Origin of the sequence: Streptomyces olivaceus (assembly GCF_000721235.1) — a bacterium.
GTDB classification, from domain to species: domain Bacteria; phylum Actinomycetota; class Actinomycetes; order Streptomycetales; family Streptomycetaceae; genus Streptomyces; species Streptomyces olivaceus.
In genome coordinates this window covers 1-25,773 of record NZ_JOFH01000044.1, presented here as the reverse complement: position 1 = coordinate 25,773, position 25,773 = coordinate 1, and the positions used below count along the sequence as shown (strand labels likewise).

21 protein-coding genes are annotated in these 25,773 nt (G+C 73.5%); 8 read left to right on the top strand and 13 right to left on the bottom strand.

The annotated features are described in order from the left end of the window. The first annotated feature begins 283 nt into the window (after window positions 1–283). The 5 genes from IG94_RS0133635 to IG94_RS0133615 all read left to right on the top strand — a co-directional run bounded on the left by IG94_RS0133635 (window position 284) and on the right by IG94_RS0133615 (window position 6,341). Window positions 284–2,152: an ABC transporter substrate-binding protein gene (locus tag IG94_RS0133635; RefSeq protein WP_031046268.1), complete on the top strand. Its 1,869-nt coding sequence runs from the start codon at window positions 284–286 to the stop codon at window positions 2,150–2,152. Next, window positions 2,145–3,212, top strand: a complete 1,068-nt coding sequence (locus tag IG94_RS0133630; RefSeq protein WP_107060773.1) for an ABC transporter permease — start codon at window positions 2,145–2,147, stop codon at window positions 3,210–3,212. Before IG94_RS0133635 ends, IG94_RS0133630 begins: the two co-directional genes overlap by 8 nt. Then, a complete protein-coding gene (locus IG94_RS0133625; protein ID WP_031046264.1) occupies window positions 3,209–4,141 on the top strand; it encodes an ABC transporter permease in 933 nt (310 codons plus the stop codon). The genes IG94_RS0133630 and IG94_RS0133625 overlap by 4 nt, the downstream gene beginning before the upstream one ends. Further along, the gene (locus tag IG94_RS0133620; protein WP_211269710.1) at window positions 4,138–5,169 is read left to right on the top strand and encodes an ABC transporter ATP-binding protein; all 1,032 of its coding nucleotides are present in this window, start codon (window positions 4,138–4,140) and stop codon (window positions 5,167–5,169) included. The genes IG94_RS0133625 and IG94_RS0133620 overlap by 4 nt, the downstream gene beginning before the upstream one ends. A gap of 104 nt (window positions 5,170–5,273) precedes the next feature. Then, window positions 5,274–6,341: an ABC transporter ATP-binding protein gene (locus IG94_RS0133615; RefSeq protein WP_224287419.1), complete on the top strand. Its 1,068-nt coding sequence runs from the start codon at window positions 5,274–5,276 to the stop codon at window positions 6,339–6,341. On the opposite strand, the gene IG94_RS0133610 is transcribed toward IG94_RS0133615, so the two are convergent. The 9 genes from IG94_RS0133610 to rimP form a co-directional block, all read right to left on the bottom strand. Continuing rightward, on the bottom strand, window positions 6,313–7,269 hold the full coding sequence (locus IG94_RS0133610) for a bifunctional riboflavin kinase/FAD synthetase (RefSeq protein ID WP_031046257.1): 957 nt from the start codon (window positions 7,267–7,269) through the stop codon (window positions 6,313–6,315). The genes IG94_RS0133615 and IG94_RS0133610 overlap by 29 nt on opposite strands. Before the next feature lie 170 nt (window positions 7,270–7,439). After that, entirely contained in the window at window positions 7,440–11,777 is a 4,338-nt protein-coding gene (locus IG94_RS0133605; RefSeq protein WP_031046254.1) for a trypsin-like peptidase domain-containing protein, read from the bottom strand. A 254-nt stretch (window positions 11,778–12,031) separates the two neighbouring features. Then, a complete protein-coding gene (gene truB / locus IG94_RS0133600) occupies window positions 12,032–12,937 on the bottom strand; it encodes a tRNA pseudouridine(55) synthase TruB (RefSeq protein ID WP_031046251.1) in 906 nt (301 codons plus the stop codon). After that, complete coding sequence (gene rbfA / locus IG94_RS0133595) at window positions 12,934–13,425, bottom strand: 30S ribosome-binding factor RbfA (RefSeq protein ID WP_031046249.1); 492 nt, start codon at window positions 13,423–13,425, stop codon at window positions 12,934–12,936. Before rbfA ends, truB begins: the two co-directional genes overlap by 4 nt. Before the next feature lie 92 nt (window positions 13,426–13,517). Then, window positions 13,518–13,811 carry a DUF503 domain-containing protein gene (locus IG94_RS0133590; protein WP_003973319.1) on the bottom strand — a complete coding sequence of 98 codons (294 nt, stop codon included), beginning with the start codon at window positions 13,809–13,811 and terminating at the stop codon, window positions 13,518–13,520. 152 nt (window positions 13,812–13,963) lie between these two features. After that, window positions 13,964–17,032: a translation initiation factor IF-2 gene (gene infB, locus IG94_RS41100; protein WP_078536172.1), complete on the bottom strand. Its 3,069-nt coding sequence runs from the start codon at window positions 17,030–17,032 to the stop codon at window positions 13,964–13,966. 175 nt (window positions 17,033–17,207) lie between these two features. Next, a complete protein-coding gene (locus IG94_RS41095; RefSeq protein WP_078892528.1) occupies window positions 17,208–17,489 on the bottom strand; it encodes a YlxR family protein in 282 nt (93 codons plus the stop codon). A 158-nt stretch (window positions 17,490–17,647) separates the two neighbouring features. Continuing rightward, on the bottom strand, window positions 17,648–18,682 hold the full coding sequence (nusA, locus tag IG94_RS0133580; protein ID WP_031046241.1) for a transcription termination factor NusA: 1,035 nt from the start codon (window positions 18,680–18,682) through the stop codon (window positions 17,648–17,650). A gap of 2 nt (window positions 18,683–18,684) precedes the next feature. Continuing rightward, window positions 18,685–19,209 (bottom strand): ribosome maturation factor RimP, encoded by a 525-nt coding sequence (rimP, locus tag IG94_RS0133575; protein WP_031046238.1) that lies wholly within the window; start codon window positions 19,207–19,209, stop codon window positions 18,685–18,687. A gap of 358 nt (window positions 19,210–19,567) precedes the next feature. Between rimP and IG94_RS0133570 the strand changes: the two genes are divergently transcribed. From IG94_RS0133570 to IG94_RS0133560, 3 genes are read left to right on the top strand one after another with little or no spacing between them, the layout of a single operon-like run. After that, a complete protein-coding gene (locus IG94_RS0133570) occupies window positions 19,568–20,131 on the top strand; it encodes a hypothetical protein (protein ID WP_031046235.1) in 564 nt (187 codons plus the stop codon). Continuing rightward, window positions 20,128–20,622, top strand: a complete 495-nt coding sequence (locus IG94_RS0133565; protein WP_031046232.1) for a ferritin-like domain-containing protein — start codon at window positions 20,128–20,130, stop codon at window positions 20,620–20,622. The genes IG94_RS0133570 and IG94_RS0133565 overlap by 4 nt, the downstream gene beginning before the upstream one ends. A 33-nt stretch (window positions 20,623–20,655) precedes the next feature. Then, window positions 20,656–21,567, top strand: coding sequence for an aminoglycoside phosphotransferase family protein (locus tag IG94_RS0133560; RefSeq protein WP_031046230.1), 912 nt, complete (start codon window positions 20,656–20,658; stop codon window positions 21,565–21,567). A gap of 458 nt (window positions 21,568–22,025) precedes the next feature. Here the strand turns inward: IG94_RS0133560 and IG94_RS0133555 are convergent, their stop codons facing one another. From IG94_RS0133555 to IG94_RS0133540, 4 genes are all read right to left on the bottom strand, one after another. Further along, complete coding sequence (locus tag IG94_RS0133555) at window positions 22,026–23,729, bottom strand: proline--tRNA ligase (RefSeq protein ID WP_031046227.1); 1,704 nt, start codon at window positions 23,727–23,729, stop codon at window positions 22,026–22,028. A 73-nt stretch (window positions 23,730–23,802) separates the two neighbouring features. After that, the gene (locus IG94_RS0133550) at window positions 23,803–24,333 is read right to left on the bottom strand and encodes a GNAT family N-acetyltransferase (RefSeq protein ID WP_031046224.1); all 531 of its coding nucleotides are present in this window, start codon (window positions 24,331–24,333) and stop codon (window positions 23,803–23,805) included. 30 nt (window positions 24,334–24,363) lie between these two features. After that, window positions 24,364–25,212, bottom strand: a complete 849-nt coding sequence (locus tag IG94_RS0133545) for a GNAT family N-acetyltransferase (protein ID WP_031046219.1) — start codon at window positions 25,210–25,212, stop codon at window positions 24,364–24,366. Window positions 25,213–25,310: 98 nt separating this feature from the next. Beyond that, window positions 25,311–25,773: flavodoxin-dependent (E)-4-hydroxy-3-methylbut-2-enyl-diphosphate synthase (locus IG94_RS0133540; protein WP_031046216.1), on the bottom strand; the 463-nt coding region annotated here is incomplete at its 5' end.

Genomic DNA, 25,773 nt, shown 5'->3' with positions numbered 1-25,773 from the left:
CGCGTCGTCCATGACGGTGCGGGCCTTCCCGCGTGGTGCGGGAAACCGGTGGGAATCGGCCGCCACGCTCTCACCAGGGAGGCGCCAGTGGTCTGTGCCAATGAGAGTGACGGACTGGCCAACTCACCGTTTCCGCAGGCCACATGGGGTTTGACAGACCGTTGACGCGCGCAGACTGCCGCTGGTAGACACGCATGTCATTCCGCGTTCAGCACTGTTCAAGCCCGCCTCACGCGAGAGCGCCACGGCGTCCGCGCGTGCGATGACGCGAGGTCAGGTAGTCATGAGCACTCACCATCAGCACCGTCGTGGACGTACCGCCCCCCGCCCGTGGAGAGCCCGCCTCCTGGCCGCGCTCGGCGCCTGTGCGCTCCTGCTCGCCTCGGGGACGGTCGCCCCGTCGGCCTCCGCCGAGGACGGCGACGGTGACGGCAGCGGGGGCGACAAGGTGCTCACCGTCGCCGTGGCGCAGAGCGTCGACTCGCTCAGCCCCTTCCTGGCGGTGCGGCTGGTCAGCACGAGCATCCACCGGCTGACGTACGAGTACCTGACCAACTACGACGCCGAGGACAACCACGTCATACCCGGCCTGGCGACCGAGTGGAAGTCGTCGCCGGACAAGCTGACCTGGACGTACACCATCCGCTCCGACTCCAGGTGGTCGGACGGCGAGCGGGCCACCGCCGAGGACGCGGCGTGGACGTTCAACACGATGATGACCGACCCGGGCGCCGCCACCGCCAACGGCAGCTTCGTCGGCAACTTCGCGAAGGTCACCGCGCCCAGTCCGACCCAGCTGGTGATCCGGCTGAAGAAGCCGCAGGCCACGATGACGGCGCTCGACGTGCCGATCGTGCCCAAGCATGTGTGGGAGAAGGTCGACGACTTCTCGGAGTTCAACAACGACAAGGACTTCCCGGTCGTCGGCAACGGTCCGTTCGTCCTCACCGACTACAAGCCGGACAGCTATGTGCGGCTCAAGGCCAACAAGGACTTCTGGCGGGGCGCCCCGAAGTTCGACGAGCTGGTCTTCCGGTACTACAAGGACCAGGATGCCGCCGTCGCCGCCCTGCGCAAGGGCGAGGTGTCGTTCGTGGCCGGGTCGCCCTCACTGACACCGGCCCAGGCCGACTCGCTCAAGGGCGAGGAGAACATGCGCGTCAACGACGCCCCCGGCCGCCGCTTCTACGCCCTCGCCACCAATCCGGGTGCACGGGCCAAGGACGGCACGAAGTTCGGGAACGGCGATCCGTCGCTGCTGGACCGGCGGGTGCGGAACGCGCTGTTCAAAGCGGTGGACCGCAGGGCGATCGTCGACAAGGTCTTCCAGGGCCACGCCGTCGAGGGGGCGGGCTACATTCCGCCGCGCTTCTCCTCGTACTTCTTCGAGCCGTCGGCCGGGCAGGAGTTGGCATACGACCCGCAGCAGGCCGCCGAGCTGCTCGACGAGGCGGGCTACCGGACCGGTGCCGACGGCAAGCGCCTCGGCAAGGACGGCAAGCCGCTGGACTACCGCGTCCTGTGCCACGCCACCGACCCGAACGACAAGGCGGTCGGCAAGTACCTCCAGGAGTGGTGGGGCGAGTTGGGCATCTCCGTCACCCTCGACTGCCTGGACAACGTGACCGACCCGTGGCTGGCCGGCGAGTACGACCTGGCCTTCGACGGCTGGTCGGTCAACCCCGACCCGGACTTCGTGCTCTCCATCCACACCTGCGACGCGCTCCCGGCGACCCCGAAGGACACCGGGGCCACCGACAACTTCATCTGCGACAAGGAGTACGACGCGCTGTACGCACGGCAGTTGGCCGAGTACGACGCCGGCAAGCGGGCGGGGATCGTCAAGCAGCTGGAGTCCCGGCTCTACGACACCGGGTACATGAACGTCATGGCGTATCCGAACGCGGTCGAGGCCTACCGTACGGACCAGATCGAGTCGATCACCACGATGCCGTCCGCCGCGGGCAACATCTACGGGCAGGACGGCTACTGGAGCTGGTGGTCGGCGGTGCCGGCGGACTCCGGCGACTCCTCCGGCGGTTCGTCGTCGACGGGGACCGTGATCGGGATCGCCGCGGGCGTGGTCGTCCTCGCGGGACTCGTCGTGCTCTTCGCCGTCCGCCGCCGGGCGACGGCCGACGACCGTGAGTAGCCCGGCCGGCACCGAGGCCGGCCCGGCGGTCCCCTCCGCAGCGGGGAAGCGGCCGACCGCGGTGCGGCGCGAGGGGCGGGCCGGCGGCGGGTATCCGCGGTACGTGGCGGGGAAGCTGGCCGGTGCGGTCGTCTCCCTCTTCGCCGTCCTCGTCACCAGCTTCTTCCTCTTCCGGCTGATCCCCGGCGACCCGGTGAAGTTCATGACCGGCGGCCGTCAGGTGTCTGCCGAACAACTCGCCACGTACCGCGCCGAGTTCGGGCTCGACCTGCCGATGTGGCAGCAGTTCACGGACTACTGCGCCAAGGCGCTGACCGGCGATCTCGGCACGTCGTACCAGTTCCACGCGCCCGTCGTCGACAAGATCACCGAGGCGCTGCCGAACACACTGCTGCTGACCGGCACGGCCTTCGTGCTCTACACCGCGCTGGGCATGTTCCTCGGCACCCGTTCGGCGTGGCGGCACGGCGGGCTCGGCGACCGGCTCCACACCGGTCTGGCGCTGACGCTGTACTCCATCCCGTCCTTCTGGCTGGGGCTGCTGCTCATCGTCGTGCTGTCGGTGGGCGTGGACCCGATCCCCGGTCTGTTCCCGACCGGGGGCATGGAGTCGGGCCGCGAGGAGGGCCTCGCCCAGGTGCTCGACGTGGCACACCATCTCGTCCTGCCGGTGGTGACGCTGGTCGCGGTGGAGTACGGGCAGACGCTGCTGGTGACCAGGTCGGCGCTGCTGGACGAGATGGGCAGCGACTATCTGGTGACGGCGCGGGCCAAGGGGCTCAGGGACGACCTCGTCCGGCGCCGGCACGCCGTGCCCAACGCGCTGCTGCCCACGGTGACCCTGGTCTTCGTCAATCTGGGCCGGACCGTGGCGGGGGTCATCCTCGTCGAGACGGTCTTCTCCTGGCCGGGCCTGGGCGGGCTGTTCTACCAGGCGCTCAGCGTGCCCGATCTCCCGTTGGTGCAGGGGCTGTTCTTCGTCTTCGCCGCGGCGGTGATCCTCATGAACACCCTTGCCGACCTGCTGTACCCGATGCTCGATCCGAGGGTGGGCCGATGAGCGCCGAGACCACCGGGACTCCGGTGGAGCCGGGTGGACCGGGGCCGCGCGCACTCGCCCGGCGGCGGCGTCGCGCCTCCGCGGCCCGCTTCTGGAAGGAGTACCGCAGGCACCGCGCGGGTGTGTTCGGGCTGGCCGCGCTCGTGCTGTTCGTCCTGGTGGCGCTGACCGCGCCGCTGACCGTCGGGTCGGACGTGGACAGCGTGACCGACGCGCCCGGGCAGCCGCTGGAGAGCCCGAGCGGCCGGTTCCCGCTCGGCACGGACCAGTTCGGGCGGAACCTGCTGGGCCTGCTGGTCTGGGGTTCGCGCGTCTCGCTCCTGGTCGGGCTGCTCGCGGCGGCGCTGTCGGTGCTGATCGGCGCGCTCATCGGGATCACGGCCGGGCACTTCCGCGGCTGGTACGCCACGGTCATGATGCGGATCACGGACTGGTTCCTGGTGATGCCCACGCTGGTGCTCGCGATCGTGCTGGCGACGGTGCTGTCCCGTTCGCTGGGCACGGTCGTGCTGGCGATCGGCGTGACCACCTGGCCGACGACGGCCCGTCTGGTGCGGGCGCAGACGCTGGCGGTGGAGTCGCGGCCGTACATCGAACGTGCGAAGGCGCTCGGGGGCGGGCACTGGCACATCATGTCCCGGCACGTGCTGCCCAACGTGATGCCGCTGGTCCTCGCGCAGACGACCCTGATCATCTCCTCCGCGATCCTGGCCGAGGCGACCCTGGCCTTCCTGGGGCTGGGGGACCCGACGGTCGTGTCCTGGGGCGGCCTGCTGCAGGACGCGCGGGAGGCGGGGTCGGTGAGTTCCGGCGACTGGTGGTACCTGGTGCCGCCGGGCATCGGGATCGCGGTGGTGGCGCTGGCGTTCACGCTGTGCGGGCGTGCGGTGGAGGCGGTTCTCAATCCGAGGCTGGGGGTGTCCCGTTGAGTCTGCTCGAGGTCCGGGACCTGACGGTGACGTATCCGGGCGGCGCGGCCGCCGTGCGCGGGGTCGGCCTGACCGTGGAGGCGGGCGAGAAGCTCGGTCTCGCGGGCGAGTCCGGCTGCGGCAAGTCGACGCTGGCACTGGCGCTGCTGAGGCTGCTGCCGGCCGGGGCGCGGGTCGGCGGGGAGATCCTGCTCGACGGCGAGGACGTGCTCACGATGAAGTGGGGCCGGGTGCGGGCGGTGCGCTGGGCGGGGGCCTCGATCGTCTTCCAGGGCGCCATGCACTCCCTGAACGCCGTCCACCGCGTCGGTGACCAGATCGCCGAACCGATCCTGCTGCACCGCGGGGCCACGCCGGCCGACGCGCGGCGGCGGGCCGGGGAACTGCTGGAGCAGGTGGGGCTGCCGGCCGCCCGGGCACGGGCCTATCCGCACGAGCTGTCCGGCGGACAGCGGCAGCGCGTGATGATCGCGATGGCGCTGGCCTGCGAGCCGCGTCTGGTCGTCGCCGACGAGCCGACCACGGCGCTGGACGTGATGATCCAGGCGCAGATCCTGCGGCTGATCGAGAACCTGGTGGGTGAGCAGGACGTCGGCCTGATGATGATCAGCCACGACCTGGCGGTGCTGGCCGACACCTGCGACCGGCTCGCGGTGATGTACGCGGGGCGGGTGGTCGAGGAGGGCCCGGCCCGGGAGGTCTACGACGACGCCCGGCATCCGTACGGCCGGGCGCTGTCGGGGGCGTTCCCGAGGATCGGCGACCCCGGCTCCCGGTTCGCGCCGCGCGGGCTCCCCGGCGACCCGCCCGACCCGGCGGCGGTGCCGTCGGGGTGCGCGTTCCATCCCCGGTGCCCGGTCGCGCTCGACGTCTGCGCCACCGAGGACCAGGTACTGCGGGACGCCGGCCCCCGGCGGCGCGCGGCGTGCGTCCACGTGGGGACCGACGCCACGGGGACGCCGGACGGAAACGGTTCCGGCGGTACCGCCTCGGCGCGGGACGACGGAGTGAGGAGCAGGACCCCATGACCGGAACCACACCCACCCCTCCCCCCGGCACCCCGCCCCGCGCCACGCCAGACGCATCACCGGGCACGCCACTCGACGGCACGCCCGACGCTCCGCCCGGCGGCATGCCCGGCCCCGGGCCCGGTCTTCCTCCGGGCGCCGGCCGCGGCCCTTCGTCCGCTGCCGAGTCCCCGCTGCTGAGCGTCGAGGGACTGCACGTCGCCTTCCCCGGCAGGCGGGGCGGGGCCGACGCGCGGGCCGTGGACGGTGTGGACCTCGACATCCGGCGCGGTGAGATCGTCGCGCTGGTCGGCGAGTCGGGCTGCGGCAAGACGACGCTGGCCCGTTCGCTCCTCGGCCTGGTCAGGCCGGTGCGGGGACGCGTGACCTTCGACGGCGCTCCCCTCGCACACTCCGCCCGCGCGCTGAAGGCGTACCGCAGACGGGCCCAGCTCGTCCTCCAGGACCCGAGCGGTTCACTGAACCCGCGGCACACGGTGTACGACATCGTCGCCGAGGGCCTGCGCATCCACGGCCGTCCCGGGGACGAGCGGACCGCGGTCGCCGAGGCGCTGTCCCGGGCCGGGCTGCGTCCGCCGGAGCGGTTCTTCCTGCGCTACCCGCACGAACTGTCCGGCGGCCAGCGCCAGCGGGTGGTCATCGCGGGCGCGCTGGTCCTGCGGCCGGAACTCCTCGTCGCCGACGAGCCGGTGGCCTCGCTCGACGCGTCGGTGCGCGGCGAGATCCTCGCGCTGCTGCTGCGGCTGCGCACCGAGTTGGGGCTGGCCGCGCTGGTCGTGACCCACGACCTGGGGCTGGCCTGGAACATCGCGGACCGGGTCGCGGTGATGTACCTCGGGCGGATCGTCGAGACGGGGGCGGTGGAGCAGGTCCTGACGGCGCCCCGGCATCCGTACACCCGGGCCCTGCTGTCCGTGCTGCCGGAGGCGCCCGGCGATCCGGTGGTGCTCACCGGCGAGCCTCCGGACCCGTCGAACATCCCCACCGGCTGCCGTTTCCACGCCCGTTGCCAGGTCCTGGCCGACGGCACCGCCGAGCGGGCCGGCGTCGCGGACGCCTGCCGCAGCCGGGAGCCGGCCGTCCTGCACGGCGGCGGCGAGTCCCAGGTCGCCTGCCACTGGGCCCTGGCCGCCCCGCGGGAGGTCAGCCCCGCCGGTCCCGCGCCGCGATGATCGCGCGGCACCTGTCGACGTCGTCGGCCATCTGCGCGAGCAGGGCGTCGAGCGTCTCGAACTTCGCCTGCCCCCGGACGAAGGCCGCGAAGTCCACGGCGACGTGCAGGCCGTACAGATCGAGGCCCACGCGGTCGATGGCGTACGCCTCCACCGTGCGCTCGGTGCCCTCGAACTGCGGGTTGGTGCCGACGGAGATCGCGGCCGGCATCGCCTCGCCCTGGGCGTGCAGCAGACCGGCGTACACACCGTCGGCCGGGATGGCGGTGTGCGGGAGGGTCTCGACGTTGGCCGTGGGGAAGCCCAGCTCGCGGCCGCGCTGGGCGCCGCGCACGACGACGCCCTCCACGCGGTGGGGGCGGCCCAGGATCTCGGCGGCGCCCGCTACGTCGCCGTCGGCGACCAGGCGGCGGGTCAGGGTGGAGGAGAAGGGTTCGCCGCCGCCCGCCTCCCCGGTGACGTACAGGTCGACGACCTCGACCTCGAAGTCGTAGACCTTGCCCTGCTCGGTGAGGAAGTCGACGTTTCCGGCCGCCTTGTGGCCGAAGCGGAAGTTGGGGCCCTCGACGACGGCCTTGGCGCGCAGCCGGTCGACCAGGACCTTGACCACGAAGTCGGCTGCGGAGAGCTTCGAGAACTCCTTGGTGAAGGGGAGGATCAGCACCGCGTCCACGCCGAGGCCGGCCATCAGTTCGGCCCGGCGGTGGTGCGGGGCGAGCAGTGGCGGGTGGCTGCCGGGGCGGACGACCTCGCTGGGGTGCGGGTCGAAGGTGACGACGACGGCGGGGACGCCCAGTTCGCGGGCGCGGTCCACCGCGTGCTTGATGATCAGCTGGTGTCCACGGTGGACGCCGTCGTAGGAGCCGATGGTGACGACGCTGCGTCCCCAGTCCTCGGGGATGTCCTCCAAGCCACGCCAGCGCTGCACTGTGTCTGCTCCTCGGTGGGTTTCCGTGGTTGTCGTGGATTCCGGTGAATGCCGTGATTCCGTGGTGCCTCTTACGCAGGTCTAGGGTGCCATGCCGCCCGGCGACCGCCCGCATCGGCATCGGCCCCGCGCCGGGCCGCGTCCCGCGGGCGGGCCGGGTCCGGGGCAGGTCAGGCGGGGACGCGGGCGCCCGCGAGGTTCTCGAGGGTGCGGCGTGCGGTGGGGCCCACGAGCGCGGCCCAGTCCTGGGGCGCGTCGGTGAGCCAGCCGGTCAGACGGGCGGCGAGGCCCGGGAGGTGGCGGGCCAGGTCGACCAGGCCGCGGTCGAAGCGGGCGGCGCCCTCCGGGGTCCGGACGAGGAGGAGGCCGATGCGGTGGACGAGGGTGCGCTGCTCCCCGCCGTCGCACGCCGCGGCCGCGTGCAGCAGCGCGTCCAGGACGGCGGGCGCCTGCTCGTGGGCGAGCAGGTGTTCCCGCAGCTCGCGCCGGAGCGGCCCGCTCCCGGGCGGGCGCCCGGCGGAGGCAGGGCCGGGGACGAGGGCGGGGGCGCGGTCGGTGGCGAGGATGCCGGCGAGAGCGGCCCGCGCCGACTCGGGGCCGTCGTCGAGGAGACGGGTGACCAGTGGGAGGAGTACGGCGCGGGGTGCGGGGTCCGTGTCGAGGCGCCGGTCGACGTAGGCGGCCAGGTGCCCGGCGGCCTCGGGGCGCTCCGTCAGGCTCCGCCCGAGGAGGGCGGCCACCCGGTGGGCCAGCGCGGGTGTGGTGGCGTCGGCGAGCCGGCGCAGCGCCTCGCCGGTGTCCGGGCCGCACAGCCGGGCCCGGAAGGCCTCCAGGACGGGTTCGGGATGGGTGGGCAGGGCGGCGGCCACCGCGCCGGGCGGCAGATACGGGTCGCCGGCGGCGAAGTGGTCGAGTGCCCTCGGGAGGTGGCGGTCCCGGCTGCCGGGATCGTGTACGAGCAGGCCGAGCGCGCCGCCGCGCAGCGGGCTGTCGGCCGGCCCGGCGAGCAGCACCAGGGCGGCGTGGCGCAGGAGGGTGCGGTCGGCGGCGGTGCGGGCGTGCGGGGCCGTCCGCAGGCCGTGGGTGACCGCCGCCGTCTGCCGCGCCGGGCGCTCGTCGCGCGCCCAGCGTTCCACCGCCCGGCACAGCGCCGACGGCTCCTCCTCGGCGAGGACGGCGAGCAGCTCGTCGGCGCGTCGGTGCGCACTGCCGACGAGTACGTCGGTGAGGCCGTCCAGGCCGCGGTGGCGGTGGGTGTGCAGCAGCGCCTGGGCGGCCGTCGCCACGGTGGCGTGCGGGGTCGAGGGCAGCGGCCGCTCGTCGTCGAACCAGCGGACGAGCAGCGGCTGCACGGCGCCGGGATCGGCGGTGAGCAGCCCGGCGACCGTGTCGAGGTGGCGGGGGCCGGGCTCGTGCGGCGGCCCGTCGGCGAGGACGAGGCGGCGCAGCAGGTCCAGGCGCGTGCTCTCGGGCAGTCGCAGGGATGTCCAGAAGTCCGGCCCGAACGCCTCCGGCGGCGGTCGCCCTTCCTCCCGCTCCCTCCGCTCGGCGATGCCGTCGGCGAGCAGCCGCAGCACCTCCGTGTACGGCGTCGCGTCGGGTACGCGGGTCAGTACTCCGGCGAGCAGGCGGGCGGCCCACCAGGAGTGCGGGTCGAGGTCCAGGGCCTGGACCAGCTCTTCGAGGGTCAGGGCGAGTTGCAGGACGCCGTGCTGCCGGCCGAGGAGCAGCGCGGCCTCGACGACGGAGCCGATGCGGTGGTGCGGGACGGGAAGGGTGGGTGCGCCGTGCGGGGCGCCGCCGCGGTGGACGAGGGCGCGCAGGGCCTCGGGCAGGTCCAGGTGGGTGCCTTGGATCCAGTCGGCGAGTTCCTCGTGCGCGAAGCGGTAGCCGTCGCCCGCGGGGACGAGGAGGCCTTCGGCGAGTACGGCGGAGGCCCAGCCGGTGCCGCCGCCGAGCAGGGCCGGCGCCGGACCCCACGGGAACAGCGCCTCGAACGACTCCCGGTCCAGCCCGCCCTGTCCCGGGCCGAGGCTGCGTCGGGCGGCTTCGTGGACCTGCCCGGAGACCTTCGCCGCGAGTCGGCGCACCGCGGTGCCGTGCAGGCCGTTCTCCCGGGCCAGGCGGGTTGCTGCGCGCAGGCACATCAGGTCCAGGTAGGCCTGGAAGACCGTGTCCCGGTCGACCGGTACGGGGGACGGGGGGCCGGGCAGGGCGGCGTGGACCTCCGAGAGCAGGCGCAGGGTGAGGGGATGGCCCGCGTCTGCGTCCGTGAGGGCGCCGTCCGGCACCCGGTGGCGGGCGCGCGCCTCCCGGGCCTCCTCGCCGGTCAGGTCCCCGAGGCGGACGCAGGGCGGGAGGTCCCCGCCGCCGCCCGCAGGGGTGCGTGGTCCGGCGGAATCGGAGTCCGACCGGACGGCGGGGGCCGGTGCGCCGTACGCCGATCGCGCGGCGGGCGTGGCCCGCGGCGCCGGTCCCGCGGGCGCCGAGAGCCGCTCCCCGGCCGCGACGGGCCACTGCCCTTGCGGCGGGGCCGCCACCCCGCCCGCTTGCCCCGCCGCTGCGGGTGACTGCGACCACCGTCCTGCGGGCGCAGGAGACTCCGGGCCGCTCCCGTCGGGCGTCACCGGGCCGACGGGCCCCGGGCCGACCGGTCCCGGGCCTGCCGAGGCCCGACCTGCGGGGCCCAGTCCTGCGGAGACCGGACCTGCGGGGCCCATGCCTGCCGAGACCGGACCTGCGGGGCCCAGAACCGCGGAGCCCGACCCCGCCGGGCCCGCCCACGCGAAGCCGGACCCGCCTGCAGGGGGCCTCAGGTCGGTATCCGGTGCTGCGGGTGCTGGTTCCTGCGGGCGCCTCCGGGCAGTCGCCGGGGGTTCGGCGGCCGCGGTGTGCGGCGACGGCGTGCCCGTGGCCCGGCCGGGTGCCCGCCGCCCCGCGCCCACCCCGAACGGTGACGCCGGTTCGAGTCGTGCCGAGCATGCCTCGTCCGGCGCTGTGCACCGCGTCGACCGGGTGTCCCCCGACCGTGGAGGCAGCGCGTCCCCGGCTCCCGGGTCCGGCCGCACCCGCCTCGCGCGCGGGGCGGCGGAGTCCGCTCCGGTCTCCGTCCCGTACAGCAGCTCCCGCGGGAACTCCGCGCCCGCGTGCTCCCAGTACTCGGCGCGGCACGCCACGACGAGCCGGGCCCCGGTCTCTTGCAGCCAGGCCGCGGTGGCGTCGGTCCACTCGGGGAGGCGGTGGGCGAGGACGGGCGGCATCTCCTCCGGCCCGTCGAGCAGCAGCAGGAGGGGCCGGCCGGTGCTGTGGGCGAGGCGGGCCAGCCGCTCGGGGCTGGTGCCGTCGGGCCAGGCGGCGCCGGAGGTGCCCGAGGCCGCCACGATGCGGGCGGCGCGGGCCAGCGTCCGGCGCACCGCGTCCGCCAGGGACCTGTCGTCGTCACGCAGGTCGGCGCCGCGCAGCCACAGCGTGGGGGCCGGCCGGGTGCCCCGGGCGCGGCGGGCGGCGAGGGCCGCCAGCTCGGTCGTCCGGCCGGTGCCCGGCGCGCCGACCAAGGCCAGCACACTGGCGCGGCTCGCGGCGAAGGCGGTGAAGTCGCGTGTCACCGAGGCCCGTTCGACCGGCTCCACCCGCCCGGGACTGGCCGGCCCGGCGGAGGGGGCCGCCGGTGCGCCGTCCTCGGCACCACCGGGCGCCGGCGCCCACGACGGGGCGTCCTGTCCCGCCGAGGTCGCCGTCAGGGCGAGGACACCGGCCGGGTTGAGGTCGGCGCCGTAGGCGGGGACCGTGGCCGCGTTCTCGGCGAGGAGGTCGGCGAGCGGGCCCCCGGCCGCGCGGCGCAGCGGGACGGCGAAGCCGACGTCGCTGTGCCCGGAGCTGAGGGCGGTGCCGAGGACGCCGAGGACCGCGCCGGTCGACACGTCGAGCACGGGTCCGCCGGCCGCCCCGCCGCCCAGCCGCAGCGCGTCCCGCCCCGACATGCCGACGGCCAGCTCCAGGGCGTCGCCGATGAGGTGGAAGCGGTCGGTGGCCGTGTAGGTGACGTCGCCGGCGCCCAGCACCCGGGCCTCGCGCCAGCCGCCGGCGGCGATGCGGACGTAGGTGCCGGCCTCGACACGGTCCCGCGTGGCGACGGGCAGCGGAGCGACGCCGAGGCCCTCGGCGCGGACGAGGGCGAGACCGAGGGCGGGCAGGGGTGTCACGTCGGCGGCGGCCACGACGCGGCGCCGGTCCTCGGCGGTGCGCAGGACGAGGCGCGACAGGCCGTCGACCGCTTCGTGGCTGGTCAGCACCGTGCCGTGGTGGTCGGCGAGGAAGCCGGTGCCGCGTGGGCGGCCGGCGAGGTCGCTGATACGGATCAGCGCCGCGTCGGGAGCCCGTTCTGCGGGGCGGACCGCCGCGGCCGACGGAGTGCCGCGCGCGTCCCGCGGCCCCTCGTCCGTCCCCTCCCCCGTCTTCCCGCCCGTCTTCCCGCCCGCGACTTCCCGGGACCGGTTCCGCGACGCCATCGTCGAACCTCCCCGCCATATGCCCGTGCCGTGTCTTCGACGGTAGACACGCGATGATCAGCGGGACAGATCCCCTGGCGAACGCGCCCCCTTCCACTCCCCCGCTTCACTCCGAGCGCCTGCCCGGACGGGTGAACAGAACGGGTGGGTTGGATACACCCTGGGAGGTGGGGGAACCGAGGGGGACCGTGGAGCGGCGACAGTGAAGTCCCCGTGATCGCCGCTCCACGGGCGGAAGGTGACGGTGCGCCCGCTCAGCCGAAGACGGCGAGGCTCTTCGCCTTGCCCTGGTGCTCCTCCACCAGGGCAAGGAGGCGGCCCTCGGGAGAGAACACGGCGACGGCACCCGCGCCCGTGTAGGTGTCGGGCATCTCCAGCCGTACGCCGTTGGTGAGCAGGCGGGCCCGCTTGGTGTCCACGTCCCAGCGCGGGAAGGCGAAGTCGGCCGCGTCCGCGACGGGCATGACGGTGAGTTCCTGCTGGAGCTGGTCCAGCGTCCGGGCCGAGTCAAGCTTGTAGGGGCCGACCCGGGTGCGGCGCAGGGCGGTGAGGTGGCCGCCCGTGCCGAGGTCCTCCCCCAGGTCGCGGGCGAGGGCGCGGATGTAGGTGCCGGAGGAGCAGGTCACCGAGACGACCAGGTCGAGCACCGGCGTACCGTCCTCGGCGACGGCGTCGCGGACGTCGTACACCGTGAAGGAGGAGACGGTGACGGGGCGGGCGGGGATCTCGAAGTCCTCGCCCTCGCGGGCGCGCTTGTAGGAGCGCACGCCCTTGATCTTGATGGCACTGACCTTGGACGGCACCTGCATGATGGCGCCGCTCAGCTTGGCGACGCCGGCGTCGATCGCTTCCCGGGTGACCTTCGAGGCGTCGTGCGACCCCGTGATCTCGCCCTCGGCGTCGTCGGTGAGGGTCGTCTGCCCGAGCCGGATCGTGCCCAGGTACTCCTTCTCGGTGAGGGCCAGGTGGCCGAGGAGCTTGGTCGCCCGCTCCACACCGAGGACCAGGACGCCCGTCGCCATCGGGTCGAGCGTGCCGGCGTGCCCGACGCGCCGGGTCCGGGCGATGCCCCGCATCTTGGCGACGACGTCGTGCGAAGTGAAGCCCGACGGCTTGTCGACGATGACAAGGCCGTCGGGCGTGGTGTGCTTCTCGGTCATTTAGCGGTGTCGTCCGTCTCGTCGGCGTCGACGGCCCCGGCGGCCTCGGCCGCGTCCTCGTCGTCCTCACCCGGCTTGCGGTACGGGTCCGCCTCACCCGCGTACGCGGCGCCCGCGGAGACCTCGCGCACCTTGGCGTCGGACTGCCGCGCCTTGTCGAGGAGGTCCTCGATGTTGCGGGCGGTGTCCGGCAGGGCGTCCATGACGAAGGCCAGGGTCGGCGTGAACTTCACGCCCGCCGCCTTGCCGACCTCGGAACGCAGGATGCCCTTGGCGCTCTCCAGGCCCGCCGCGGCGGCCTTGCGCTCCTCGTCGTCCCCGTACACCGTGTAGAAGACGGTCGCCTCCCGCAGGTCACCCGTGACCCGGGTGTCCGTGATGGTGACGTGCGAGCCGAGCCGCGGGTCCTTGATCCCGCGCTGCAGCTTCTGGGCCACCACCTCTCGGATGAGGTCCGCCAGCCTTTTCGCCCGCGCGTTGTCGGCCACTGGTCCGTCTCCCGTTCTTTCTTCTCTTGCTTCTCTTGCCGGATCTGCGCGATCCGTCTGATCTGTGTGATCCGTGCGATGCGCGTTGCCGGTCAGTCGTCGTCGCCGTGGAAGCGCCGCCTGACGGACAGCAGTTCCACCTCGGGCCGGCCGGCCACCAGCCGCTCGCACCGGTCGAGCACGTCGCTGAGGTGGCCCGCGTCGCCGGACACCAGGGCCAGGCCGACGACCGCTCGGCGGTGCAGGTTCATGTGCTCCACCTCCGCCGCGCTCACCGCGTACTTCCGCTGGAGTTCGGCGACGATCGGACGGACGACGGAGCGCTTCTCCTTCAGCGAATGTACGTCGCCGAGGAGGAGGTCGAAGGACAGCGTCCCCACATACATGTACAACCGGTTCACCCGCCGGTCCGGGATCGATGGCCCCGCCATCCATGGGCGGGGACACCAGAACCGTACAACGAACGGCCGGGGCCGATCGACGGATATTGTGCTCCGCCGACCGGCCCCGGACCGCGTCGTTCGGGAAGTCGGGGCTGTTACACCCGCGGCTTCTCGCGCATCTCGTACGTCGCGATGACGTCGTCGACCTTGATGTCGTTGAAGTTTCCGAGGTTGATACCGCCCTCGAAGCCTTCGCGGATCTCGGTGACGTCGTCCTTGAAGCGGCGCAGGCCCACGATGTTGAGGCTCTCCGCGATGACCTTGCCGTCGCGCAGGAGCCGGGCCTTGGTGTTGCGCTTGACCTCGCCGGAGCGGATGAGGACACCCGCGATGTTGCCCAGCTTGGACGAGCGGAAGATCTCGCGGATCTCCGCCGTGCCCAGCTCGACCTCTTCGTACTCCGGCTTGAGCATGCCCTTGAGGGCCGCCTCGATCTCCTCGATCGCCTGGTAGATGACCGAGTAGTACCGGACGTCCACACCTTCGCGCTCGGCCATCTGCGCGGCACGCCCCGCGGCGCGCACGTTGAAGCCGATCACGATGGCGTCGGAGCCCATCGCCAGGTCGATGTCGGACTCCGTGACCGCACCGACGCCGCGGTGCAGGACGCGGATGTCGACCTCTTCGCCGACGTCCAGCTGGAGCAGGGAGGACTCCAGCGCCTCGACCGATCCGGACGCGTCGCCCTTGATGATCAGGTTGAGCTGCTGGACCTCGCCGGCCTTCAGCACCTTGTCCAGGTCCTCCAGCGACACGCGACGCGTGCGCTTGGCGAACGCGGCGTTGCGCTCGCGGGCGGCGCGCTTCTCGGCGATCTGACGGGCCGTACGGTCCTCGTCGACGACGATGAAGTTGTCGCCCGCACCCGGGACGTTGGTCAGGCCCAGGACCTGGACCGGCGTCGACGGGCCGGCCTCGGCGACGTTGTTGCCGTTGTCGTCGAGCATGGCGCGCACGCGGCCGTAGGCGTCGCCCACCACCATCGTGTCGCCGACCCGCAGGGTGCCTCGCTGCACGAGGACCGTCGCCACGGCACCGCGGCCGCGGTCGAGACGGGACTCGATCGAGATGCCCTGCGCGTCCTGCGTGGGGTTGGCCCGCAGGTCGAGCGAGGCGTCGGCCGTGAGGATCACGGCCTCCAGCAGCGAGTCGATGTTCAGACCCTGCTTGGCGGAGATGTCGACGAACATGGTGTCGCCGCCGAACTCCTCGGCCACCAGGCCGTACTCGGTCAGCTGACCGCGCACCTTCGTCGGGTCGGCGCCCTCGACGTCGATCTTGTTGACCGCGACGACGATCGGGACGTCGGCCGCCTGTGCGTGGTTGAGCGCCTCGACCGTCTGCGGCATGACGCCGTCGTTGGCCGCGACGACCAGGATCGCGATGTCGGTCGACTTGGCACCACGGGCACGCATGGCGGTGAACGCCTCGTGACCCGGGGTGTCGATGAAGGTGATCTTGCGCTCTTCGTCGTTGACCTCGGTCGCGACCTGGTAGGCACCGATGTGCTGGGTGATGCCGCCGGCCTCGCCCGCGATGACGTTCGTCTTGCGGATGGCGTCGAGCAGTCGGGTCTTTCCGTGGTCGACGTGACCCATGACGGTGACGGCCGGCGGACGGACGACCAGGTCCTCCTCCGTGCCCTCGTCCTCGCCGAACTCCAGGTCGAAGGACTCGAGCAGCTCGCGGTCCTCCTCCTCCGGGCTGACGATCTGAACCGTGTAGTTCATCTCGCCGGCGAGGAGCTGGAGCGTCTCGTCGGAGACGGACTGGGTCGCGGTGACCATCTCGCCGAGGTTCAGCATGACCGCGACGAGCGACGCCGGGTTGGCGTTGATCTTCTCCGCGAAGTCGGTGAGCGACGCACCGCGCGACAGGCGAATGGCCTCGCCGTTGCCGCGGGGCAGCATCACGCCGCCGACCGACGGGGCCTGCATGGCCTCGTACTCCTGGCGCCTCTGCCGCTTCGACTTGCGGCCGCGGCGCGCGGGACCGCCGGGACGGCCGAAGGCGCCCTGCGTGCCACCACGGCCACCCGGACCGCCGGGACGGCCACCGAAGCCGGGACGGCCACCGCCGCCACCGAAGCCGCCACCGGGACGGCCGGCGAAGCCGCCGCCACCACCGGGACGACCGCCGCCGCCACCGCCGGGACGGCCGGCGAAGCCGCCGCCACCGCCCGGACGACCGCCGCCGCCGGGACGACCGGCACCGCCGGGACCGCGACCGCCGCCACCGGGGCCGGGACGCGGGCCGGCAGCCGGACGCTGCGGCATCATGCCGGGGTTCGGACGCGGACCGCCGGGACGGGGACCACCCTGGCCGCCGCCCTGCGGACGGGGCATCGAGCCCGGGTTCGGACGGTTGCCGCCCGGAGCCTGGGGACGGGGGCCGCCGCCCTGGCCGCCGGGGGCCTGCGGACGCGGACCGCCACCGGGGGCACCGGGGCCGCCCGGACGCGGAGCGCCCTGCGGACGGGGCGCCTGCGGGCGCGCCATACCGGCGTTGCCGCCGGAGGTGAAGGGGTTGTTACCCGGACGCGGACCGCCGGGACGACCCGGACGCTGGCCCGGGGCACCGGGACGCTGGCCACCGGGACGGCCCTGGCCGCCCTGCTGACCACGGTCCTGGCCGCCCTGCTGTCCGCGGTCCTGGCCCGGACCGGAGGGGCGGGCACCGGGCTTGGGGGCGCCGGGACGCGCGCCGCCGGGCTTGGGGCCCGACGGAGCCGGAGCGGACGGGGCGGCCGGCGGAGCGGTGAACTCCGGCGCGGCCGGAGCCGGACGCGGCGCGGGCTTGGGGCCCGGCGTCGGGCGCGAGGCCTGGGACGGCGCCGGAGAGGGAGCCGCCGGAGCCGCGGGCTGCTGGGCAGCCGGGGGCTTCGGGGCCGCCGGACGCGGCGCGGCCGGACCCGGACGTGCCGCCTGCGCCGGGGACGGCGCGGCGGGCCTGGGGGCAGCCTTCTTGGGGGCCGCGGGACGACCGGCTGCCCGGCCGTTGCCGCCGCCCTGCTGGAAGGCGTCTGTCAGCTTGCGTACTACGGGCGCTTCGATGGTCGAAGACGCCGAACGGACGAATTCACCGAGTTCCTGGAGCTTGGCCATGACGACCTTGCTCTCGACACCGAACTCCTTGGCGAGTTCGTAGACCCGGACCTTAGCCACTTCGCTCCTCTTAGGTCCGGGTTGCGTCCGGACCGTCGCTAGTTCATGGGCGTACTCATCGCGTACTCATCGAGTGCTCATCGCAATCTCGACCTGCTTTCGACTCGCGAGGTACCAGGCCGCCACGGGGTTCCGCGCGGCTCGTCTTCCTTACCACGTTGCTTACATGGTGCTTTCAGCAACCTTGTGCCTGCTCGACGTGGTGGCGCAACGCCTTTACGTCGAGCGGACCCGGGACGCGCAGCGCCCTCGGGAACGCCTTGCGGCGCACCGCCTGGTCGACACAGACCGGTACGGGGTGTACGTACGCACCCCGGCCGGGCAGCGTACCGCGTGGATCAGGGGTGCAATGACCCTCGACCGCCACGGTGCGCAGCAGCGTGCTCTTGACCGCTCGCTTCCGGCACCCCACGCAGGTGCGCTCGGGGCATGCTGGGGTACGTGTCCGGCCAGACACCGCTAAGTCTACCTCCCCCGACCGACCTCACCCCTTTGGGGCAAGATTCGAACACGTGCCGCGCTCAAAGCTGTCGTGATCTGAGCGTCGTGCGGCTTGGATCTATTCCCCGTGCGTTATCCGAGCGTTCCCCGCACCCGTCGGGGACCAGTCGGGGACTACTCGGCCGGCTGGTCCGACGACCGCTCGGTCGGCTGCCCGGCGGGCTGCTCGGAGGGCTGCTCGGTGTCCGGCCGGATGTCGATCCGCCAGCCGGTCAGCCGGGCCGCGAGGCGGGCGTTCTGCCCCTCCTTGCCGATGGCCAGCGACAGCTGGTAGTCCGGCACGATCACGCGGGCGGAGCGGGCCGCCATGTCCACGACCTCCACCTTGGAGACGCGGGCCGGGGAGAGCGCGTTCGCCACCATCTCGGCCGGGTCGTCCGACCAGTCGACGATGTCGATCTTCTCGCCGTTCAGCTCGCCCATGACGTTGCGCACCCGGCCTCCCATGGGACCGATGCACGCGCCCTTGGCGTTCAGGCCCGAGCGGGTGGAGCGGACGGCGATCTTGGTGCGGTGGCCGGCCTCGCGGGCGATCGCGGAGATCTCGACGGAACCGTCGGCGATCTCGGGCACCTCCAGGGCGAAGAGCTTCTTCACCAGGTTGGGGTGGGTGCGGGAGAGCGTCACGGAGGGACCGCGTACGCCCTTGGCCACCCGGACGACGTACGAGCGCAGCCGCGTGCCGTGCGGGTAGGTCTCGCCCGGCACCTGCTCCTGCACCGGCAGGATGGCCTCCAGCTTGCCAATGTCGACCAGGACGTTCTTCGGGTCGCGGCCCTGCTGGACCACGCCGGTGACGATGTCGCCCTCGCGTCCGGCGTACTCGCCGAGCGTCGCGTCGTCCTCGGCGTCGCGCAGCCGCTGCAGGATGACCTGCTTGGCGGTGGTGGCGGCGATACGGCCGAAGTCGGACGGGGTGTCGTCGAACTCGCGGGCCGCCTGGCCCTCCTCGAGGTCGTCCGGGTCCTCCTTCGCCCACACGGTCACGTGTCCGGTGTCCCGGCTGAGCTCCACGCGCGCGTGGCGGCGGCTTCCGTCGGTGCGGTGGTAGGCGATGAGGAGGGCCGACTCGATCGCCTCGACCAGCAGGTCGAAGGAGATCTCCTTCTCCCGCACCAAGCCCCGCAGGGCGCTCATGTCGATGTCCACGGCTACGCCTCCTCCTCTTCCGTCGTGCTGCTGTTGTCGGTGTCCTTGGTGTCCTTGCGGTTGAACTCGACCTGCACGCGTGCCTTGTCGATGTCACCGAAGGCGAGTCTGCGGGCGGTGGCCTTGCGGCCCTTGACGCCGGGGACTTCGAGGTCGAGCCCGTCCTCGTCCACGGCGAGGATGCGAGCGACCAGCTCGCCGCCCTCGTGCGGCTGGAACCGGACCAGGCGTCCGGTGGCGCGCACGTAGTGGCGGTGCTCCGACAGGGAGCGCTCCGCGCCGGGGGTGCCGACCTCCAGGGTGTACTCCGCGTCGCCCATCGCGTCGCTCTCGTCGAGCCTCGCCGACAGGGCGCGGCTCACCTCGGCGATGCGGTCCAGGTCGGCGCCGGTGTCCGAGTCGACGACCACACGCAGCACCCGCTTGCGGCCTACGGACTCCACCGCGATCTCCTCGAGGTCCAGTCCCTGGGAGGCGACGAGCGGCTCAAGCAGCTCTCGCAGCCTCTCGCTCTGGGTGGTGCTCATCCGGGTGACTCCTCGGCCGCGTGTGCTGTTGTGGGATGGGGCGCGTGTCTCGTCCGCGTGTCCGTTCCGCGTGTCTGGTCAAAGGGTATCGGGTCGCGGGGGGTGTTGCCGTCCACCCCTGCTCGGCTGCCGGGCGGCCTGACCGTGCTCGGCTGCCGGGCGGTCCGCCCGGCGGTGCACGTCGGCGGTTCGATCGGCGGTGCACGTCGGCGGTTCGGTCGGTGGTGCACGTCGGCGGTTCGGTCGGTGGTGCACGTCGGCGGTTCGATCGGCGGTGCCGATGACCGGGGGCGGGCCGGGGCACGGGTACCGTGATCGTTCCCGTCCCCTCCGTACGAGTCTGCCGAGGACGTCCGCCGTGTCGCTTCCCGTATCGCCGCGCCCGCCCTCGGGGCCGCGCAGAAGGAGTCTGCTCGCGTCCGCCGCCGGGGCCGCGCTGCTCGTCGGCTGTTCCGGCGGCTCGGAGCCGGGCAGCGCGGACGCCGGCTCGCAGGCCGCCGACCGGGCTCGCGCGCGAGCGGCCCGGGACAGTCAGGGGCTGGCCGAGCGGTACGCGGCGGTGATGGCCGCGCACCCGGGGCTGGTGGAGCGGCTGAGCCCGCTGCGGCAGGAGGTCGTGCGGCACGCCGAGGCGTTCGGTGCCGTGCGGGGTGCGTCGTCCGAGGCCTCGCCGTCGGTCTCCGCGCGTGCCGCCGGGCCCGGGGACGGCTCGGGGGTGGTGACGGGTACGGATGCGGTGCCGGGGACCGAGAAGGAGGCGCTGGCTGTGCTCGCCGGGGCGGAGCGGACGCTGGCCGATCGTCGCGCCGGGGCGCTGCTGGAGGTGCCGGGCGAGTTGGCCCGGCTGCTGGCCTCGGTGGCGGCGGCCGGGGCCGCGCACGTGTATCTGCTGACGCAGGGTGGGACGGAGGGTCGCGGGTGAGCAAGGCGGACGACCAGGAGCTGGACGCCCTCCAGGCGGCGCTGGCGGCGGAGCACGCGGCCGTGTACGGCTACGGCGTGGTCGGGGGGCGGATCGGCGAGGAGCGGCGCACGGAGGCGCGGACCGCGTACGACGCCCATCGCGCCCGGCGGGACACGCTGGTGCGTGCGGTGCGCGACCGGGGCGGGAAGCCGGTGGCCGCGGCGGCCGGGTACGCGCTGCCCTTCTCGGTGCCGGACGCCGCCGCGGCGGTGCGGTTGGCGGCGACGCTGGAGGACCGGGTGGCCGGTGTCTACTCCGACCTGGTCCGGGCGGCCGAGGACGGGCGCCGGGCGACGGCGGCCGAGGGGCTGCGGGAGGCGGCGGTGCGCGCGGTGCGCTGGCGGGGCGGGAGCGTAGCCTTCCCTGGGCTCGCCGAGCGGGGCGGTGCGTCGGGTGGGGAGGGCAGTCCTGCTCCGGACGCGCCGGGCACGGTGTCACCGACTGCGTAACGCGTATTTCGTACGGAAGGGAACGGCTCGCGCATGGCTTTCGAACCGCCGCGGCGTCTGGTCAGGGCGCTCGGCGAAGCGGCACCGGACGGTGACGGCTGGCTGGCGAAGCTGCCCGAAGTGGCGGAGCGGGCCGTGGCGCGGCGCGAGTTGGCGGTGGAGCGGGTGCAGGTGCCCGGTGGGCGCAGCAGCCTGGTGGTGCTGGTGCGGACGGGCGACGGGACGCCCGCGGTGTTGAAGCTGGCCCCGCGCCGGGCGCGCCCGGAGAGCGAGCGGGCCGCGCTCGCGCACTGGGGCGGGTTGGGTGCCGTGCAGTTGCGTGAGGGGGGCGGGGCGCGCGAGCGCGACGAGGGGGTGTTGCTGCTGGAGCGGCTGCGTCCGGATGTGTCGGTGCGGTCGCTGCCGGAGGCGAAGGCGTTGCTGGAGGCGGCGGGGACGCTGCGGCGGCTGTGGGTGGAGCCGCCGGGCTCTCACCGCTTCGAGACCGTGGCCGAGCGGACCGGGCGGCAGGCCGCGGCCATGCGGGCGGGTGCGGTGGCCGACGACGAGGTGGCGCCGCTGGTCGACGCGGCGCTCGCGGCTCGCGAGGAGTTGTTGGCAGCGCCGCCGGAGCAGCGGCTGCTGCACGGGACGTTCCGGCAGAGCAAGGTGCTCGCCGGGGACCGGATGCCCTGGCTGGCGGTGGGGCCGGACCCGGTGGTCGGGGAAGGTGCCTTCGATCTGGCGCGGCTGGTGCGGGACCGGGTGGAGGACCTCGTCGCCCAGCCGTCGGGGGCGTCTACGACCCGGCGGCGCGTGAAGCGGCTGGCGGAGTCTTTGGAGGTCGACCAGGAACGGCTGCGGGGGTGGGCCCTGTTCCGCGCCGTCGAGTCGGGGGTACGGGCTCGCCGGGTGGGTCGGGAGAGGGACGCGGAACTGCTGCTGGAGTTCGCCAGCTGGCTGTGAGGCGCTGGGTGGGTGGGTGGTTTGGGTGCGATGCCTGCGGCGGCCTGCGCGGGTTCGGTGGGGGTGCGCGTAGCGCGATCGGTTGTGGGGTGGTGCGGGGCCGCGCCGGGGGGTGTCCGTCCTCGGAACGGCGCGGAATCGCTTGGACAGAGAACCTGACTCCGTTGACGCGCCAACCGCTGCGGGCGGACACCCCCCGACACGTCCCCTCCCCGCCGTACGCGGCTGACCCTCCTCGCCCCGGCTGCGTATCCCCTTCGCCGCCGTACGCGGCTCACCCGCCGCCGCTGCGGGCAGTCGTGCCGCCCCAGCTGCGGGCAGTCGTGCCGCTGGGGCGGCACGGGTGGGCGCGGCGGCACCCCGTGGGCGCCGGGCCGCGCGACCCACCCCCGGCCCGCGCCCACGCCGGGGGCCAAGCAAACTCCGGGCCGCCGACCCACACCCGCGCCGGGGCGGTGTTACTTGGTGAGGCGGGCGATGGCCTCCTCGACCGGGAGTTCCTCGCGGTCGCCGGTGCGGCGGTCCTTCAGCTCCACGACGCCCTCGGCCGAACGCCGGCCGGCGACCAGGATCCGGGGTACGCCGATGAGTTCGGAGTCGGTGAACTTCACACCCGGGGACACCCCCGCGCGGTCGTCCACCAGGACGCGGACCCCCGCCGCGGCCAGCTTCTCGGAGATGTCGAGGGCCAGCTCGGTCTGGAGGGCCTTGCCCGCGGCGACGACGTGGACGTCGGCAGGGGCGACCTCCGCGGACCAGACGAGGCCCTTGTCGTCGGCGTGCTGCTCGGCGAGGGCCGCCACCGCGCGGGAGACGCCGATGCCGTAGGAGCCCATCGTCACGCGGGCCGGCTTGCCGTTCTGGCCGAGGACGTCCAGCTTGAGGGCGTCGGTGTACTTGCGGCCCAGCTGGAAGATGTGGCCGATCTCGATGGCGCGGTCCAGCTTCAGGCCGGTGCCGCAGTTCGGGCAGGGGTCGCCCTCGCGGACGACCACGACGTCGACGTACGCGTCGACCTCGAAGTCGCGGCCCGCCACCACGTTCCTGGCGTGGGTGTGCTCCTTGTTGGCGCCCGTGATCCACGCGGTGCCCGGCGCCACGCGCGGGTCGGCGATGTACTGCACCTTCTCGCCCAGGCCCTGCGGGCCGACGTAGCCGCGGACCAGGTCGGGGCGGCCGACGAAGTCCTCGGCGGTGACCAGCTCGACGGCGGCCGGGGCGAAGTGGGCCTCGACCTTGTCGAGGTCGACCTCGCGGTCGCCGGGGACGCCCACGGCGACGATCTCGCCGTCCACCTTGACGAGGAGGTTCTTGAGGGTGGCGGACGCCTGGACGCCGAGGGAGGCGGCCAGCGTCTCGATGGTCGGGGTGTCGGGGGTGGGGATGTCCTCGGCCGCGGGGACGTCCGTGGCGTCCACGGGCGTGAGGGCGTGGGTGACCGCCTCCGTGTTGGCGGCGAAGTCGCAGTTCGGGCAGTCGGCGAAGGTGTCCTCGCCGGCCTCGGCGGGGGCCAGGAACTCTTCGGACTTCGAGCCGCCCATGGCGCCGGCCGTGGCCGCGCAGATGCGGTAGTCGAGGCCGAGGCGCTCGAAGACGCGCTGGTAGGCGGCGCGGTGCAGGGCGTAGGACTCGGCGAGGCCCTCGTCGGCGACGTCGAAGGAGTAGGAGTCCTTCATGAGGAACTCGCGGCCGCGCAGGATGCCGGCCCGGGGGCGGGCCTCGTCGCGGTACTTGTTCTGGATCTGGTAGAGGATGACCGGCAGGTCCTTGTAGGAGGACGCCTGGTCCTTCACCAGCAGGGTGAAGATCTCCTCGTGGGTGGGGCCGAGGAGGTAGTCGCCGCCCTTGCGGTCCTGGAGGCGGAAGAGTTCGGGGCCGTACTCCTCCCAGCGGCCCGTGGCCTCGTACGGCTCGCGCGGCAGCAGGGCGGGGAGCTGGACCTCCTGGGCGCCGATGGCGTCCATCTCCTCGCGGACGATGCGCTCGATGTTGCCGAGGACCTTCTTGCCGAGCGGCAGCCAGCTCCAGAGGCCGGCGGCGGTGCGGCGCACGTAGCCGGCGCGGACCAGCAGCTTGTGGCTGAGGACCTCGGCGTCCGCCGGGTCGTCGCGCAGCGTCTTCGCCATCAACTTCGACATGCGCTGGACCGGTGCGTTGGCCATGGTTCTCGTGTCTCCTGCTGCGTAAGGGTGGTGCTAGGAGGTTAGCCGGGCGGTCCGGTGGGGTGGAAATCGGTTATCGGCGGCGCAGCGGGAGAGGGGCGCCCATCACCGCGTACGGCTTCGGGGCGCTCGGGAAGAGGACCCGGCGGGCGAGGTCCTGGTAGCCGAGGGAGCGGTAGAGGGCGCGGGCGGGGCTTTCGGTGTCGATCGCCGAGAGGATGGAGCGGGGCTGCGTGGCGCCGTCGGTGATCGTGGTGATCAGGGCGCGGCCCGCGCCGCGGTTCTGGTGGGCCGGGTGGACGTGGAGCTCGGTGATGACGAAGGAGTCGTCGAGCCACCCGTCGGTTCCCTGGGCGCGAAGGTAGGGCTCGACGACGGTCGACCACCAGTGGGCGCGGTCGTTGGGCATGCCGTAGACGAAGCCGACGAGGCGGCCCCGCTCGGTGGCGCCGAGGGCTCTGGCGCCGGGGTGCGTCATGTGGCGCAGGACGATCTGACGGCGGACGGCCACCTCGTCGGGGCCGAGGCCGAAGGCGGCGGCTTGGACGGCCAGGGCCTCGTCCACGTGCGCGGAGAGGTCCAGTGGGCCGATCACTAGGTCCATGGCGGGGAGCCTACAGTCCTGCCACAGGGGTCAGAACAGCACGCTCATGAAAGCGCCGACCTCCTGGAAGCCCACTCTCAGGTAGGTCCGTCGCGCCGCCGTGTTGAAGTCGTTGACGTACAGGCTCGCCACCGGGGCGATGTCCGCGAGGGCGTAGCGCAGGACCGCCGCCATGCCGGGGGCCGCCAGGCCCTTGCCGCGGTACTCGGGGGCCACCCACACGCCCTGGATCTGGCAGGCGCGGTCGGTGGCGGCGCCGATCTCGGCCTTGAAGACGACCTTGCCGTCGGCGTCGAAGCGGGCGAAGGAGCGGCCGGAGCCGACGAGTTCGGCGACCCGGGCCTGGTAGAGCAGGCCGCCGTCGCCGGCCATCGGGGAGATGCCGACCTCCTCGGTGAACATCGCCACGCACGCCGGCATGATCCGCTCCATCTCGTCCTTGCGGACGCGGCGGACGTACGGGTCGGGGGCGATGTCGGCGGGGAGGTGGTCGGTGACCATGAGGGGCTGGCGGGCGCGCACCTCGCGGGCCGGGCCCCAGCCGGGTTCGAGCAGGCGCCACAGCTGGGCCGTCGGGTCGGCGGGGCCGACGATGGAGGAGCAGCGGCGGCCGGCCCGGCGGGCGCGGTCGGCGAAGGCGCGGACGGCGCGCGGGGTGGCGCAGATGGGGACGAGGTTGGCGCCGGCGTAGCAGAGGGAGGTGAGCATGCCGTGCTCGTACCAGCCCCACATCTCGCCGCCGAGGCGCCACGGGTCGAGGCCGGCGATCCGGACGCGGGCGGTCACGAAGGCGTTCGCGACCGGCTCGCGGTCGAGGACGGCGAGCGCGGCGTCCAGGTCGCTCGGTTCGAGCACGCGGGAGGTGGTCTGCGTCAACACGTGCGGGGGCCTCACCCTGAGATCTGCTGGTTCCCGCACTGTACCTGCCGTGCATATGCCGCGCCGCCCTCAGGGCGACGCGGCCGAAAGGGGAAGGGTCAGCCCGCGACGGAGACCGAGGGCTCGCCGGAGGCGATGCCGTCCTGCTCCATCTGCTCGGCGATCTTCATGGCCTCGTCGATGAGGGTCTCCACGATCTTGGACTCGGGGACGGTCTTGATGACCTCGCCCTTGACGAAGATCTGGCCCTTGCCGTTGCCGGAGGCGACACCGAGGTCGGCCTCGCGCGCCTCGCCGGGGCCGTTGACGACGCAGCCCATGACGGCGACGCGGAGGGGGACCTCCATGCCTTCGAGACCGGCGGTGACCTCCTCGGCCAGCTTGTAGACGTCGACCTGGGCGCGGCCGCAGGACGGGCAGGAGACGATCTCCAGGCCGCGCTGGCGCAGGTTCAGCGATTCCAGGATCTGGATGCCGACCTTGATCTCCTCGACCGGCGGGGCGGAGAGGGAGACGCGGATGGTGTCGCCGATGCCCTGGGAGAGCAGCGCGCCGAAGGCG

Bases quoted from the DNA above. Each gene is read 5' to 3' on its own strand.
- IG94_RS0133590 (WP_003973319.1), bottom strand. From the start codon at position 13,811: ATGTATGTGGGGACGCTGTCCTTCGACCTCCTCCTCGGCGACGTACAT.
- IG94_RS0133605 (WP_031046254.1), bottom strand. From the start codon at position 11,777: ATGGCGTCGCGGAACCGGTCCCGGGAAGTCGCGGGCGGGAAGACGGGC.
- IG94_RS0133625 (WP_031046264.1), top strand. From the start codon at position 3,209: ATGAGCGCCGAGACCACCGGGACTCCGGTGGAGCCGGGTGGACCGGGG.
- IG94_RS0133555 (WP_031046227.1), bottom strand. From the start codon at position 23,729: ATGGCCAACGCACCGGTCCAGCGCATGTCGAAGTTGATGGCGAAGACG.
- rimP (WP_031046238.1), bottom strand. From the start codon at position 19,209: ATGAGCACCACCCAGAGCGAGAGGCTGCGAGAGCTGCTTGAGCCGCTC.
- IG94_RS0133635 (WP_031046268.1), top strand. From the start codon at position 284: ATGAGCACTCACCATCAGCACCGTCGTGGACGTACCGCCCCCCGCCCG.
- IG94_RS0133560 (WP_031046230.1), top strand. From the start codon at position 20,656: ATGGCTTTCGAACCGCCGCGGCGTCTGGTCAGGGCGCTCGGCGAAGCG.
- IG94_RS0133615 (WP_224287419.1), top strand. From the start codon at position 5,274: ATGCCCGGCCCCGGGCCCGGTCTTCCTCCGGGCGCCGGCCGCGGCCCT.
- truB (WP_031046251.1), bottom strand. From the start codon at position 12,937: ATGACCGAGAAGCACACCACGCCCGACGGCCTTGTCATCGTCGACAAG.
- IG94_RS0133550 (WP_031046224.1), bottom strand. From the start codon at position 24,333: ATGGACCTAGTGATCGGCCCACTGGACCTCTCCGCGCACGTGGACGAG.